Raw genomic sequence first — 12,635 nt, 5'->3', positions numbered from 1 at the left:
AGGCGGCGGCTCATCCGACGTGAGCCGCCGCCTGCCGCTCTATGCGGGCAGCGGCCGGTCCCGCACCACGTGCTTCATCACAAGCGTCGAGGTCAGCCGTTGCACGCCGGGCAGCGTCGCCAACCGCTCGTCGTACAGCCGCTGGAAGGCCGCGAGGTCGGCCGTCGCCACGCGCAGCAGGTAGTCGGGTTCGCCGAACAGCCGTTGCGCGTCCAGCACATGGGGAATCTCCGCCAGCGCCCGCTCGAACTCCGCGACCGTGTCCCGGTCCTCCTGCCGCATCGACACGAAGACCAGCGCCTCGAAGGTCAGCCCCACGGCGGCCGGCTCCACCACCGCCCGGTAGCCGCTGATCGCCCCCGACCGCTCCAGCTCCCGCAGCCGCCGGTGGCACGGCGAGACGCTCAGCCGCACCCGCGCGGCCAGCTCGGTCACGGTCAGCCGCCCGTCCTGCTGCAGCTCGGCAAGAATTTTCCGGTCCACGTCGTCCATGAAGAAGATATTTGCTCAGAACCAGCGATCACGAGCAAACTTCGACAACATTTTCGGGCCATTCACGCCTAATGTCCCCCACATGGACACCGCACTGCTGCTTTCCTTCCTGACCCTCGACCTCCTGCTGGTCTGTGTGCCGGGCGCCGACTGGGCGTACGCGATCTCGGCCGGTCTGCGCGGACGTTCGGTGGCGTGGGCGGTGGGCGGCCTGGTCGCCGGATACGCGCTGCACACGGCACTGGCGGTGGCGGGCCTCGCGGTGCTGGTGGCCGGGGAGCCGCGGCTGCTGACGGCACTGACGGTCGCGGGAGCCGGATACCTGGTGTGGCTGGGGTGGGGCGTGCTGCGCCGGCCGGGCGTGCCGGGGGCGGCCGAACAGCCCGTGGAGGAGGCGTCGCGTGCCCGGGTCTTCCTGCGCGGCGCGACGATCAGCGGCCTGAACCCCAAGGGCCTGCTGCTCTACCTGTCGGTCCTGCCGCAGTTCCTGACCACCCACGGCGCGCTCCCGGTCCCCGTCCAGACCGCCGCCCTCGGAGTGCTCCACATGGCGTGCTGCGCGGCCGTCTACCTCACAGTCGGCCTGGGAGCCCGGGCCGTACTGGGCACCCGCCCGTCCGCGGCCCGCGCGGTGACGCGCACGTCGGGGGCGGCGATGCTGGGCATCGGCGCGTTTCTGCTGGTCCAGCGCTTGGCGACGCTGTAGGCGTGTTGAACGACTGCCGCACCCTTTGCGTATGTATGGGCAGGTACTCCGCGAAAGGAGAGGCGATCATGAACCTCCTGAAGCGTGCGGCCCCGGCCCTGGTGACGGTCGCCCTGATGTTCGGTGCCGCGGGCCTCGCCGCCGCCCCGGCCCTCGCAGCCCAGCCCGGCGTGGAATGCGACGAATTCCCCAACAGCCCGGGACACGCGTCGTCCGCCCCCGGCTCGGCCTTCCACGAAGGCGGTGTCGCCGGTCAGCACTACGCCGGCGAGCAGCCGCAGAACTCCAACAACACGCACTCGGTGTCGCAGTACGACGTGGCCTGCGAGAAGGTCTCGGCGCACTGACACCCCACTTCATCTCCGTACGATCCTGAAGAGCCGTATCTCCCGCTCCACCCGAGCCTGATACGTCGCGTACGGCGGCCAGAAGGCCAGCGCCGTCTTCCAGGCCGCCGCCCGCTCCTCCCCCTCCAGCAGCCGGGCCCGCACCGGAATGTCCGCACCCTTCCAGCTGACCTCGGCGTCGGGGTGGGCGAGGAGGTTGTGGGTCCAGGCCGGGTGGTCCGTACGGCCGAAGTTGGAGCCGATGAGGATCCAGCTGCGCCCGTCGTCCTCGGGCATGCAGGCGAGTGGCGTACGGCGGGACAGTCCGCTCCGTGCGCCGGTGGACGTGAGGATCACGCCCGGCAGCATCTGGGCGCTGAGCAGGACCTTTCCGCGGGTGAGCCGATGGACGGCCCGGTCCAGCGCGGGCACGACATGCGGGGCGACCTTCACGAACCCCCGCGTCGACGAGACCTTCTGCACCAGCCGTGCGCCGATCACACCGTCACCTCCAGGCCCGGTCCGAAGAGCCGCGCCGCGTCGGCGGCGTGCGCCCGCAGCCGGTGCACCGGCCCGAAGAGCAGCTCGTCGCCGGAGGCGCGCTTGAAGTAGAGATGCGCCTCGTGTTCCCAGGTGAAACCGATGCCGCCGTGCAGCTGGATCCCCTCGGCGGCGGCCCCGCGCAGGGCCTCCAGTGCCTGCGCGAGGGCGAGCCCGCCGACGCGCTCGCCGCTCACCGCAGCCCAGGCCGCGTAGTACGCGGCCGAACGCGCCGCCTGCACCTGGACGTACACATCGGCCAGCCGGTGCTTGACCGCCTGGAAGGACCCGATCGCCCGCCCGAACTGCTCCCGCTGCTTCACGTACTCGACGGTCCGCTCCAGCACCCGATCGGCGGCCCCGACGGCCTCACAGGCCAGCACGGCGGCGGCGGTGTCACCGAGGGAGCAGAGGGCACCGAGGACGTCACCGTCATCGTCACCGAGCAACTCGGCCCCGACATCGCGGAGTTGGAGGCGGGCTTGCGGCCGGGTGGCGTCAAGGGCGGTCTGCCGTACCCGCACCACCCCCGCCGCGTCCCCCGGCACGAGGAACAGCAGCGTCCGCGACCGCGCGAACCCCCCGGTGTGCGCGGCGACCACCAGCAGCCCCGCACTGTGCCCGTCGAGCACCTGCCCGGCCTCCCCGTACAGCCGCCACCCCTCCCCCACGCGCCTGGCCTGCACGCCACCCGCGCGACCGCCGCCCGCCCACTCCCCGCCGTTGTCGCCGGTCAGCGCGAGGGCGGTGGCGAGTGCGGTGCCTGGGACCGCGAGGGCGGCGGTGAGTGCACCGGAGGCGAGGCGGGGGAGCAGGGCGCTGCGCTGGGCTTCGGTGCCGAGGGCGAGGATCAGGGGGGCGGCGAGGACGCAGGTCGCGAGGAGCGGGGAGGGGGCGAGGACTCTGCCCGACTCCTCGGCGGCGAGGGCGAGTTCGGTGATCGAGCAGCCGACGCCGCCGTACGCCTCCGGGAGGGCGAGTCCGGGCAGGCCGAGCCGGTCCGCGAGGGCGGTCCACAGGGCCGGGTCGTGTCCGGCGGGGGCGTCGAGGGCGGTGCGCAGCTCCTCGGGGCCGCAGTGCTTGCGGAGCAGTTCGCGCAGGGTGCGACGGATCTCGTCCTGCTCGGCGGTGAAGCCGGCGTCCATGGCTGTCCCCCTCTTCCCTCCGGATCTGACGGTCCGTCATATTAGGAGCGCCGGAACGAGATGCACAGGGGCAGGAGGCCTCTCATGACTCCCATGGCTCCCCGGGGCCGGAAAGTCGCCGTGGTCGGTGTGTCCCTCTCCGACTGCGGCCGGGTGGACCACGCGACGCCGTACACACTGCACGCCCAGGCGGCCCGCCGCGCGCTGGCCGACGCGGGGCTCGGCCGCGAGGTGGTGGACGGCTTCGCCTCGGCCGGCCTCGGCACGCTCCCGCCGGTCGAGGTGGCCGAGTACCTGGGCCTGCGCCCGACCTGGGTCGACTCCACGGCGGTAGGCGGCTCGACATGGGAGGTGATGGCGGCGCACGCGGCGGACGCGATCGCCGCCGGGCATGCGAACGCGGTCCTGCTGGTGTACGGCTCCACGGCCCGTGCGGACATCAAGGCGGGCCGGCGCACGGGCAACCTCTCCTTCGGCTCCCGCGGCCCGCTCCAGTTCGAGGTGCCGTACGGCCACACGCTCATCGCCAAGTACGCGATGGCGGCCCGCCGCCACATGATCGAACACGGCACGACGATCGAGCAGTTGGCGTCCGTGGCCGTGCAGGCCAGGGCGAACGCAACGCTCAACCCCGAGGCCATGTTCCGCGACCCGATCACGGTGGACGACGTGCTCGACGGGCCGATGATCGCGGACCCGTTCACGAAGCTGCACTGCTGCATTCGTTCCGACGGCGGGGCGGCGGTGCTGCTGGCCGCCGAGGAGTACGTACGGGACTGCCGTACGGCTCCGGTGTGGGTGCTCGGGACCGGGGAGCACGTCTCGCATTCCGCGATGTCGGAGTGGGAGGACTTCACGGTGTCGCCGGCGGCGGTGAGCGGGCGGCTGGCGTTCGAGCGGGCCGGGGTCGGGCCCGCGGAGATGGACTTCGCGCAGATCTACGACGCGTTCACGTACATGACGCTGGTGACCCTGGAGGACCTGGGGTTCTGCGGGAAGGGGGAGGGCGGGGCGTTCGTGGAGAAGGGGCGGTTGCGGGTGGAGGGCGGGGAGCTGCCGGTGAACACGGACGGGGGTGGGCTGTCGGCCCAGCATCCCGGGATGCGGGGGCTGTTCCTGCTCGTGGAGGCGGTGCGGCAGTTGCGGGGAGAGGCGGGGACGCGGCAAGTCCGGGCCGCGGATGGTGAGTTGCCGCGGCTGGGGGTGGCGTCCGGCACCGGCGGCTGGTTCTGTTCGTCGGGGACGGTGGTGCTGGGCCGGGGCTGAACCGGCCTCACTTGCCGATCGTGATCACGGCTTCGTCGTTGGCGGGACGGGGGTCGCGGCGGACCGTGCCCGCCTTCGTCGCCGCCTCCGTGTCCTGGACGCTCACGCTGCCCGTTCCGGGTTCGCCGAGGCGCAGGGTGAACTCGAAGGTGCGGGTCTGGCCGGGTGCGAGGTCCTCGATGGGGCAGACGTAGGTGAGGATGCCGTTCTCGCAGTAGGGGCCGTACTCGCCGTCGTCGATCTCCGTCATGGGCTGCTTCAGGACGCCGCTGTCGTAGGGCTGGTTGAAGACCAGCTCCGCGACGTCGCCCGGATCGCCGGGGCCGTTGTTGCGGACCGTGAGGCGGAGCTTGCGGACGTCGCCGGGGTCGCCGTGCAGGTCGATGCCGGTGACCTCGTAGTCGGCGCGGGTGTCGAGGGTGAGGCGGGTCTCGCTGCCACCGGCCGCGAAGGTGCCGCGCGCCGCGGGCCGGGCCTCGGCCTCCAGGGACGGCCCGTCTCCGAGGTCGCCGTTCTTGGACTCCGGCTTGGTGTCGAGCGGCCAGACCTGCGACACGACCGCCCCGTGCATCACCGTCTTTGAGGCCCGCACCCGCACCCCGCCCTTCAGAGCGACGGACTCCCCCGGCGCGATCCGCACGTCCGGGATGCGGCAGACGGCGATGTTGCCGTGGTAGAGCTTCGGGTCGGGGTAACGGCAGTTGTCGTACCGCTCGACGAACTCGGCCGCTCCGACGCCGAGTTCGATGCCCAGCCCCCGCACGGGCACGGTCCCGGTGTTCCGTACGACGAGCGGTTCGGTCACCTCGGCGCCGGGGCGGACGTCCTTGAACACCTTGGGCGCGGCCACCTCCACGACCGGCTCACCGACGACGACCTTCGTACGGGCAGTGAGCTTCTTGCCGTCCTTCGTGGCGTACGTGAAGCGCACGACCGCCGAGTCACCGGCCTTGGCGCCCTTCGCGGCGACCGGGACGACACGTTGCGACCCGCCGCCATTGATGAAGATGCCCGAGATGTCACAAGTGACGTGCGCGGCACCGCCCTTGCAGTCCGGTCCGCTCCAGCGCAACCAGACGACGTCCACCGACCCGCCCACCACGTCCACGGTGACCCGCCGGGTTCCGGTACGGGGGTAGGGCTCATCGCCGTCGACGCGGACCTGGAACTCCGGCTTGTTCTCGACGGCGGTCTTCTTGCCGTCCGGCGGGAGGTAGTACACCTCGGGCGCGGAGAGGGAGGTGGGCTCCTCGCTGGTGCAGGCGGTGAGGACGCCACCGCCCAGCAGGAGGGCGGCGAGGAGGACGGGTGGGCGCCTCACACTGCCGCCTCCTTCGTCTCGACGATCGTCAGGGACTCGCCAACCTACTCCCGTCCCGCCTCGCCACGAACGGTGAGTGACAATTCGGGGCATGGGAACCGATCTCCACGACCTGCTGAGGTCACTGCGCGTGTGGGACCCGGCGGTCACCGAACTGCCGCCCTTCGACCCGGCGAGCGCCCCCGCCGAACCGCTCGCCCTCTTCACCACGTGGTTCGCGGAAGCGGTGGCGGCCGGCCAGACCGAGCCGCACACCATGTCGCTGGCCACCTCGGACGAGGCGGGCCTGCCCGACGTACGGATCGTGATGCTGCACGGCGCCGACGCCGACGGCTGGTCCTTCGCGACGCACGCGACCAGCCGCAAGGGCACCCAGCTGGCGGCCCGCCCGTACGCGGCCCTCGGCTTCTACTGGCCGGTCCTGGGCCGCCAGGTCCGCGTCCGTGGCCCGGTCACCGCGGCCCCGGCCGCCGACTCCCAGGGCGACCTGCACGCCCGCTCGACCGGCGCGCTGGCCGCCGCCCTGACCGGCCACCAGAGCGAAGTCCTGGGCTCGCTGGAGGAGTTGGCGCGCACATCGGAGGCGGCCTGGGAACACGCCCAACGCGAACCGGACGCCCCGGTCCCCACCTGGACCCGCTACCACCTCCAGCCGGACGAGGTCGAGTTCTTCCAGGGCGACGAACGCCGACGGCACGTACGGCTGAACTACTGGCGGGAGAACGGGGGTTGGGTCAAGCAGCTGCTGTGGCCCTAGTCGCCCTAGGCCGGCTGGTCAGCTCACCGCAAGAAGCAGGGACCACAGGACGGCCCCGAGCAGGGGGATGCCGTAGGCGATGAACACCGCCGACCTGGGCCCGCGCAGACGCACGGCCGCCAGTGTGTCGGCGTAGTCCGGCACCTGGGCCGTCAGCCGACTTCGCAGGTTGCCGGTGTACCGGATCTGGCGATGGCCCACGTAGAACCAGATGACAGCCAGCGTGATGCCGAACGCGCCTATCACGCGGGCGGTGAGGAGGCTGCTGTCCGTGGTCCGGTCTCCCATGGCTCCCGTGCGCCCGACGGACAGGATCGCGGTGTAGGCGACGAGTTGGAGCGACTGGGCCACGAGAAACAGATTTCCGCGCTGCATGATCATGCTGTCCTCGTGGAGGTAGTACTCCCACAGGCGGGCTTGCGCGGCCGTCTGCTGGAGCGCCGCAGGATCACCTGCCCGTCGCGTCATGCACACGTCTTGCCCGGACCACCCCTGGAATACTCGGCTCCGCCCCGCCCTGGTCTCTAGGAACCCGCGCCGTCCGCAAAGTCGTACACCGCGAAATCCGCCACCGCCCGATACCCGATCCGCTGGTACAGCGCGTTGCTGGTCGGGTTGGCGAGGTCGGTGAACAGCAGTACCTCGTCGGCGCCGGAGGCGAGCGCGGCCCTGCTGACCTCGGCCGTCACCGCGCCGGCGTATCCGCGGCCGCGCAGGTGGGACGGGGTGTAGACGGGCGCGACCCGCACCTGACCGGCGACCATCGGTGTCGCCCCGGCCATGGAGACCGGGCTGCCATCGGCGTCCTCCCAGAACGTGATCCCGCCGTAGGCGATGCGCGAGTCGGCCCACTCGTCCGCACGAGAGTCCGCCGTCCCGCCGACCGCCACCGAGAACTCGTCCTTCCAGCGGACCAGTTGGGCGCGGTCCCGCTCCCCCACGACCCTCGGCCGCCCCTCGGGAACGGGGCCCGGAATCGTCAGCGTGCCCAGCCGGTACAGCCGCTGGCGCTCGTGCAGTCCCGCCGTCGCCCCGGTGTACTGCTGCCAGGCCTCGGCGAAGGCGGCGGCCGTGGCGTGCTCGCCGGTGACGCCGGGCAGGGAGTGGTCGACGGCGGCCAGGTGGACGGCCAGGGCGTAGGCCTCCTCCGGGGTGAGGCGGGTGAGGTACAGACGGAACGGCGGGGTGCGGAAGTAGGCCGCGCGCACCTCACCCTCCCGCTCCAGCACACCGAAGACGGGCGCCGAGTCACCGTACGTATGCGGACCGCGCGTCCGTATCGCCTCGGTCACCGTCAACGGCACGGTGTGCAGGGCGGGTTGAGCATGCAGGAAGGCCCCGGCGCGGGAGAGGAAGAGGTCGAGGTCGTCGATGCGGTGCCAGTCTCCGGGGTGCATGCTCCATGATCCCGCGCGCCCGGTCCGGACGCCGCCGGATTTACGAGAGCTTCGGCTCCGGGTCCGTCCCCAACCGCCCGTGCAGATGCATGTCCCGGAACGCGTCGTGCCGCCCCGCCTCGAACATCGCGCCCCGCAGCGTCCCCTCGTACCGGAACCCGCACCGCTCCGCGATCCGGCACGAGGCGTCATGCCCCACCGCATGGTCGAGCTCGAGCCGGTGCAGCCCCAACTCCCCCAGCGCCCACCGCGACGCCACCGCCAGCGCCCGGGTGGCAACCCCTCGCCCGCGCGCCTCGGGCAGCACCCAGTACCCCACCCGCGCACTGCTCAGCACGAAGTTGATCAGGTTGACGCCCATGTGCCCCAGCGCCACCCCGCTCACCGCATCGGTCACGCAGTACGAGGCCGCCGTCCCCTCCACCGCGCCCCGCACCTTCGACCGCAACGACTCCCGCGCCGTCCCGACATCCGCGACCGGCCTGAGCGGTGTGTTCCAGAGCCGGAACTCCGGGTCCGTGAGCCCGCGCAGCCAGGTCGCGACATCCGCATCGGAGTCCGCGTCCCACAGCCGCAGCCGGACGCCGTGGCCGTACAACTCGGGGAAGGGGGAAGGGAGATGCTGCTCGTCGACAGAGGCCATCAGACCATTCAAACCCGTACGGCTCACCGCCGCGGCCGGAACACCGGCGTCCCCTCCCGGAACACGACGTCCAGCTCCATCCCCGCCCGCAGCTCCCCCTCCCCGCACTCCACGACCTCGGTCATCATCCGCGGCCCCTCCGCGAGGTCGACCACGGCGGCGACGTACGGTGTCCGCTCCCCGAAGGGCGGCAGGTCGTTGCGGTGCACGACCGACCAGGTGTAGAGCACGGCCCGCCCGCTCGCCCGCTCCCACTCCACGTCCTCGCTCCAGCAATGCGGGCAGAACTCACGCGGGTAGTGGTGCGCCCGCCCGCACGCCCCGCAGCGGCGGATCAGCAGCCGGCCCTCGGCGGCGGCGTCCCAGTAGGTCCGGGTGAAGGCGTCGGTCTCGGGGACGTCGTGGCGCGCGGTCATCCGAACCATCCCACCGCGGCGTCCAGCGACCACACCTGCCACGACATGCCGAACAGCGCGACCACCGACATCAGCGCCATCATCGAGTTCTGGCCCTGCTCGGCCACCTCGTGGATCATGAGCGTGAAGTAGAGGACGTTCAGGAGCAGGCCTCCGACCAGGGCGATCGGGGTCAGGAACCCGGCGATCAGGCCGAGGCCGACCGCCAGCTCCGCGTACACCACCACGTACGCCATCGTCCGCGGCCGCGGCGCCACCATGACCTCGAAGCCGGACCGCACGGCGTTCCAGCGGTGCTTCGCCGCGATCGAGGCAGCCCACGTGATCCCGGTGCCGCGCTCGAACCAGGCCTTGCGGTCCTTGTGCCGCCAGCTCTCCAGCCACCACAACCCGAGGCCTATGCGCAGCACGGCCAGCCACTCAGCGCCACTGAGCCAGATCGAGTCCATGAATCTGACGGTACGTCAGATGACGGCATCCGGGAACCCCGAGCTGTGCGCCACCCATGAAGCTGTGCATCCCCCGTGAATCCCGCGGATTGTTGGCAATTTTGTCTGCAACATCGCTACCTTCGCAGACGCAAGCCCATAACCCGAGGGAGCCGAACCGTGAAGCACAGGGCAGTCAAGCGCAGGACCGTAGTGATGGGCATGGGCGCCACCGCCGGTGTCGCGGCAGTCGGCGGCATCGCTCTCAGCGCGCAGGCGTCCAGCGACTCGTCGTCCTCCACGGACTCCGACTCGCTGGTCTTCGACCCGGACGGCTACACCAAGCTGACGACCACGGTCACCGACACCGACGGCGACGACCACTCCGTGACGTACCACTTCTGGAAGGCGATCACCTACGTCGCCAACCCGGTGGACGAGACGTACCAGTCGCTCATCGTCAGCGCCCCGGTCGAGATCGACGGCGAGACGGTCGACCCGACGAACGCACCGATCCTGTTCGCGAACTCCGTCGGCGGTTACATGCCCTCCTCCGTCGCGGATGCGACCGGTGTGGGCGCCGGTGGCATGTCCGGCGGCGGTGCCCCCGGCGGCGCCCCCACCGGCAGCGCCGCGCCCAGCGCCTCGGCCTCCAACGCGAACGGCAACACCAACGCCACCGGCGGTGCCACGGCCTCCAACCAGCTCCTCGCCCTGGCCGCCGGCTACGTCGTCGTCGAGCCCGGCGCCCGCGGCCGTACCCTCAAGAACTCCTCCGGCGAGTACTACGGCACCGCCCCGGCCGCGATCGTCGACCTCAAGGCGGCGGTGCGGTACGTGAAGGCCAACAAGGGGCGCATCCCCGGGAACGTCGACCGGATCGTCTCCGCGGGCACCAGTGCCGGCGGCGCGCTGTCCTCCCTGCTCGGCGCCTCCGGTGACAGCCCGATCTACGACAAGTACCTCAAGGAACTCGGCGCCGCCGAAGCCTCCGACGCGATCTTCGCGGTCGGCGCCTGGTGCCCGATCACCGACCTCGAGCACGCCGACGGCGCCTACGAGTGGAACTGGGGCTCCAACGTCACACAGTCCACCGGCAAGGTCGTCGACCAGACGGTGTCGAAGGAACTGCAGGCCCAATTCGCCGAGTACCAGGCGTCGTTGAAGCTGCGGGGCCTGAACCGCTTCGGGGCGCTGACCGCCCGCAACTACGACGAGTACCTGGTCAGGCAGTACCTGGAGCCGTCGGCGACCAAGTACCTCACCGACCTCTCCGACTCAGAGCGCGAGACATACCTGGCGAAGAACACCTTCATCACCTGGTCCGCCGGCAAGGCCACCTTCACCTGGGACGACTTCCTCACCCACGTCGGCGCCCGCAAGAAGACCACCCCGGCCTTCGACGCCTTCGACCTGTCGGCGGGCGAGAACAACGAGTTCGGCGCGGGCACCACCGCGAACCGCCACTTCACGGCGTACAGCGCCAAGAACGACACCACCGGGCTCAGCAGCAAGCGGGTCGCGAGCGACATACCCGAGAAGCTGCACCTGATGAACCCGATGTTCCACCTGGTGGACAAGGTCAACGGCCGCCGCTCGAAGCACTGGTGGATCCGCCTCGGCACCAACGACTCCGACACCTCGCACGTCGTCTCCGCCAACCTCGCCGCCGCCGCGTCCGGCCTCGGCGACGAGGTCGACCACCTCTACTACTGGGACCAGGGCCACGGCGCGAACACCGACCCCGGCGACTTCATCAAGTGGATCGCCAAGGTGACGGGCCACAAGGCCAAGAAGTAGGGCCGGGAGGGTGGGGTGGGACTGATCGCCGTATCACCACAACCAGGTGGCCTACGTCACAAGCCCCACCCACTCCTCCTACACGCGTGATCAATCCGAAACCAATTCCCCTCTTGACCGAGACCCATCAACCCGGTGCGTGATTACGCTCGCGCACATGGCCGACTCCACATCGTCAGCGAGCCCCCCGGAGCGCCCCGTCTACGTGATCGGCGGCGGTCCGGGCGGGCTCTCCGTCGCGTACGCGCTGCGCGCCCGGGGCATACGCGCCGTCGTACTGGAGAAGTCCGACCAGGTCGGCGCGGCCTGGCGCGGCCACTACGACCGCCTCCACCTGCACACCACCCGCCGGCTGTCGGCCCTGCCCGGCCTGCCGATGCCGCGCCGCTTCGGGCGCTGGGTCTCCCGGGACGACGTGGTGCGCTACCTGGAGAAGTACGCCGAGGTCCACGAGCTGGAGATCGTCACCGGCGTCGAGGTCTCCCGCGTCGAGCGCACCCCCGACGGCACCGGCTGGCTGCTGCACGCCACCGGCGGCCGCGAACTGACCGGCGCCGCGGTCGTCGTGGCCACCGGGTACAACCACACGCCGTACGTGCCCGACTGGGCCGGGCTCGAGAAGTACTCCGGCGACTTCGTCCACGCCGGCGACTACCGCGCCCCGGCGCCCTATGCCGGCCGTGACGTCCTCGTCGTCGGCGTCGGCAACACCGGCGCCGAGATCGCCGTGGACCTGGTGGAGGGCGGCGCCTCGCGGGTCCGCCTGTCGGTTCGCACAGTTCCGCACATCGTGCGCAGATCCACCGCGGGATGGCCCGCACAGTTCACGAGTGTCCTGGTACGGCGGCTGCCGGTCGGGCTGGTCGACCGACTCGCCAGGCCCATGGCGAAGCTCAGCGTGCCGGACCTGTCGGCCCAGGGGCTGCCGCGCCCTGACACCGGTCTGTACAGCCGGGTCAAGGAGGGGGCGATCCCGGTCCTCGACGTCGGACTCATCGACGCCGTACGCAAGGGCCGGGTCGAGGTGGTGGCCGCCGTCGACGGCTTCGAGGACGGCAAGGTGATCCTCGCCGACGGCAACCGCATCTCGACGGACGCCGTCATCGCCGCCACCGGGTACGTCCGTGGGCTCGAAGGCCTCGTCGGCCATCTCAACGTACTGGACGCCTCGGGCAGACCGGTCGTCCGCGGCGTCCACACCTCGGAGCACGCGCACGGCCTCTACTTCCAGGGCTACACCAACCCAATCAGCGGAAATCTCCGCGAAATGGCAATCGACGCCGAGAAGATCGCGAAGTCCGTCGAGAAGAACGGCGGAAGCGCCCTCTCGCGGCTCCCCGGCTGACGTAGAAGTCCTCAACTCCCTGCAGTACACCTCCTTTTACTCCTGAGTCAGAT

At 71.0% G+C, this 12,635-nt stretch carries 15 protein-coding genes; 6 read left to right on the top strand and 9 right to left on the bottom strand.

All coding sequences use genetic code 11. The features are described from left to right. Positions 1 to 39: 39 nt before the first annotated feature. On the bottom strand, positions 40 to 492 hold the full coding sequence (locus tag ACFY1L_RS23895) for an Lrp/AsnC family transcriptional regulator (protein ID WP_388827702.1): 453 nt from the start codon (positions 490 to 492) through the stop codon (positions 40 to 42). Positions 493 to 574: 82 nt separating this feature from the next. Between ACFY1L_RS23895 and ACFY1L_RS23890 the strand changes: the two genes are divergently transcribed. Together ACFY1L_RS23890 and ACFY1L_RS23885 are read left to right on the top strand one after the other, a co-directional pair. Continuing rightward, a complete protein-coding gene (locus tag ACFY1L_RS23890; RefSeq protein ID WP_388827699.1) occupies positions 575 to 1,198 on the top strand; it encodes a LysE family translocator in 624 nt (207 codons plus the stop codon). Positions 1,199 to 1,266: 68 nt separating this feature from the next. After that, on the top strand, positions 1,267 to 1,545 hold the full coding sequence (locus tag ACFY1L_RS23885) for a hypothetical protein (protein WP_388827696.1): 279 nt from the start codon (positions 1,267 to 1,269) through the stop codon (positions 1,543 to 1,545). A 9-nt stretch (positions 1,546 to 1,554) separates the two neighbouring features. Here the strand turns inward: ACFY1L_RS23885 and ACFY1L_RS23880 are convergent, their stop codons facing one another. Beyond that, the gene (locus ACFY1L_RS23880) at positions 1,555 to 2,025 is read right to left on the bottom strand and encodes a nitroreductase/quinone reductase family protein (RefSeq protein WP_388827693.1); all 471 of its coding nucleotides are present in this window, start codon (positions 2,023 to 2,025) and stop codon (positions 1,555 to 1,557) included. Further along, a complete protein-coding gene (locus tag ACFY1L_RS23875) occupies positions 2,022 to 3,209 on the bottom strand; it encodes an acyl-CoA dehydrogenase family protein (protein ID WP_388827690.1) in 1,188 nt (395 codons plus the stop codon). Before ACFY1L_RS23875 ends, ACFY1L_RS23880 begins: the two co-directional genes overlap by 4 nt. Positions 3,210 to 3,302: 93 nt before the next feature. Here ACFY1L_RS23875 and ACFY1L_RS23870 point away from each other — a divergent pair, with 93 nt between their 5' ends. Next, the gene (locus ACFY1L_RS23870; RefSeq protein ID WP_388828399.1) at positions 3,303 to 4,475 is read left to right on the top strand and encodes an acetyl-CoA acetyltransferase; all 1,173 of its coding nucleotides are present in this window, start codon (positions 3,303 to 3,305) and stop codon (positions 4,473 to 4,475) included. 7 nt (positions 4,476 to 4,482) lie between these two features. Here the strand turns inward: ACFY1L_RS23870 and ACFY1L_RS23865 are convergent, their stop codons facing one another. Beyond that, complete coding sequence (locus ACFY1L_RS23865; RefSeq protein ID WP_388827687.1) at positions 4,483 to 5,796, bottom strand: hypothetical protein; 1,314 nt, start codon at positions 5,794 to 5,796, stop codon at positions 4,483 to 4,485. 91 nt (positions 5,797 to 5,887) lie between these two features. On the opposite strand from ACFY1L_RS23865, the gene ACFY1L_RS23860 reads away from it, so the two are divergent. Then, a complete protein-coding gene (locus ACFY1L_RS23860; RefSeq protein WP_388827684.1) occupies positions 5,888 to 6,553 on the top strand; it encodes a pyridoxal 5'-phosphate synthase in 666 nt (221 codons plus the stop codon). Between the two features lie 18 nt (positions 6,554 to 6,571). Here the strand turns inward: ACFY1L_RS23860 and ACFY1L_RS23855 are convergent, their stop codons facing one another. From ACFY1L_RS23855 to ACFY1L_RS23835, 5 genes are read right to left on the bottom strand one after another with little or no spacing between them, the layout of a single operon-like run. Further along, positions 6,572 to 7,021, bottom strand: a complete 450-nt coding sequence (locus ACFY1L_RS23855; protein ID WP_388827681.1) for a hypothetical protein — start codon at positions 7,019 to 7,021, stop codon at positions 6,572 to 6,574. Between the two features lie 56 nt (positions 7,022 to 7,077). After that, complete coding sequence (locus tag ACFY1L_RS23850) at positions 7,078 to 7,950, bottom strand: GNAT family N-acetyltransferase (RefSeq protein ID WP_388827677.1); 873 nt, start codon at positions 7,948 to 7,950, stop codon at positions 7,078 to 7,080. Between the two features lie 40 nt (positions 7,951 to 7,990). Continuing rightward, positions 7,991 to 8,593 carry a GNAT family N-acetyltransferase gene (locus ACFY1L_RS23845; protein WP_388827674.1) on the bottom strand — a complete coding sequence of 201 codons (603 nt, stop codon included), beginning with the start codon at positions 8,591 to 8,593 and terminating at the stop codon, positions 7,991 to 7,993. A gap of 23 nt (positions 8,594 to 8,616) precedes the next feature. Next, positions 8,617 to 9,009, bottom strand: a complete 393-nt coding sequence (locus ACFY1L_RS23840) for a Zn-ribbon domain-containing OB-fold protein (protein WP_388827672.1) — start codon at positions 9,007 to 9,009, stop codon at positions 8,617 to 8,619. Continuing rightward, positions 9,006 to 9,458: a DoxX family protein gene (locus ACFY1L_RS23835; protein WP_388827669.1), complete on the bottom strand. Its 453-nt coding sequence runs from the start codon at positions 9,456 to 9,458 to the stop codon at positions 9,006 to 9,008. Before ACFY1L_RS23835 ends, ACFY1L_RS23840 begins: the two co-directional genes overlap by 4 nt. A 195-nt stretch (positions 9,459 to 9,653) precedes the next feature. Here ACFY1L_RS23835 and ACFY1L_RS23830 point away from each other — a divergent pair, with 195 nt between their 5' ends. Then, positions 9,654 to 11,237: a subtype B tannase gene (locus ACFY1L_RS23830; RefSeq protein WP_388828396.1), complete on the top strand. Its 1,584-nt coding sequence runs from the start codon at positions 9,654 to 9,656 to the stop codon at positions 11,235 to 11,237. Positions 11,238 to 11,394: 157 nt separating this feature from the next. Then, positions 11,395 to 12,582 (top strand): flavin-containing monooxygenase, encoded by a 1,188-nt coding sequence (locus ACFY1L_RS23825; protein WP_388827666.1) that lies wholly within the window; start codon positions 11,395 to 11,397, stop codon positions 12,580 to 12,582. Positions 12,583 to 12,635: the final 53 nt, after the last annotated feature.

It is taken from the genome of Streptomyces sp. NPDC001663, from assembly GCF_042893105.1.
GTDB lineage: Bacteria > Actinomycetota > Actinomycetes > Streptomycetales > Streptomycetaceae > Streptomyces.
Note: the sequence above shows the minus strand (reverse complement) of the source record. Positions and strands in the feature narration are given on the sequence as shown.

Excerpts from the sequence above, each read along its gene's own strand:
- ACFY1L_RS23895 (WP_388827702.1), bottom strand. The coding sequence starts at position 492 with ATGGACGACGTGGACCGGAAAATTCTTGCCGAGCTGCAGCAGGACGGG.
- ACFY1L_RS23890 (WP_388827699.1), top strand. The coding sequence starts at position 575 with ATGGACACCGCACTGCTGCTTTCCTTCCTGACCCTCGACCTCCTGCTG.
- ACFY1L_RS23885 (WP_388827696.1), top strand. The coding sequence starts at position 1,267 with ATGAACCTCCTGAAGCGTGCGGCCCCGGCCCTGGTGACGGTCGCCCTG.
- ACFY1L_RS23875 (WP_388827690.1), bottom strand. The coding sequence starts at position 3,209 with ATGGACGCCGGCTTCACCGCCGAGCAGGACGAGATCCGTCGCACCCTG.
- ACFY1L_RS23870 (WP_388828399.1), top strand. The coding sequence starts at position 3,303 with ATGGCTCCCCGGGGCCGGAAAGTCGCCGTGGTCGGTGTGTCCCTCTCC.
- ACFY1L_RS23860 (WP_388827684.1), top strand. The coding sequence starts at position 5,888 with ATGGGAACCGATCTCCACGACCTGCTGAGGTCACTGCGCGTGTGGGAC.
- ACFY1L_RS23855 (WP_388827681.1), bottom strand. The coding sequence starts at position 7,021 with ATGACGCGACGGGCAGGTGATCCTGCGGCGCTCCAGCAGACGGCCGCG.
- ACFY1L_RS23850 (WP_388827677.1), bottom strand. The coding sequence starts at position 7,950 with ATGCACCCCGGAGACTGGCACCGCATCGACGACCTCGACCTCTTCCTC.
- ACFY1L_RS23845 (WP_388827674.1), bottom strand. The coding sequence starts at position 8,593 with ATGGCCTCTGTCGACGAGCAGCATCTCCCTTCCCCCTTCCCCGAGTTG.
- ACFY1L_RS23840 (WP_388827672.1), bottom strand. The coding sequence starts at position 9,009 with ATGACCGCGCGCCACGACGTCCCCGAGACCGACGCCTTCACCCGGACC.
- ACFY1L_RS23835 (WP_388827669.1), bottom strand. The coding sequence starts at position 9,458 with ATGGACTCGATCTGGCTCAGTGGCGCTGAGTGGCTGGCCGTGCTGCGC.
- ACFY1L_RS23830 (WP_388828396.1), top strand. The coding sequence starts at position 9,654 with ATGGGCATGGGCGCCACCGCCGGTGTCGCGGCAGTCGGCGGCATCGCT.
- ACFY1L_RS23825 (WP_388827666.1), top strand. The coding sequence starts at position 11,395 with ATGGCCGACTCCACATCGTCAGCGAGCCCCCCGGAGCGCCCCGTCTAC.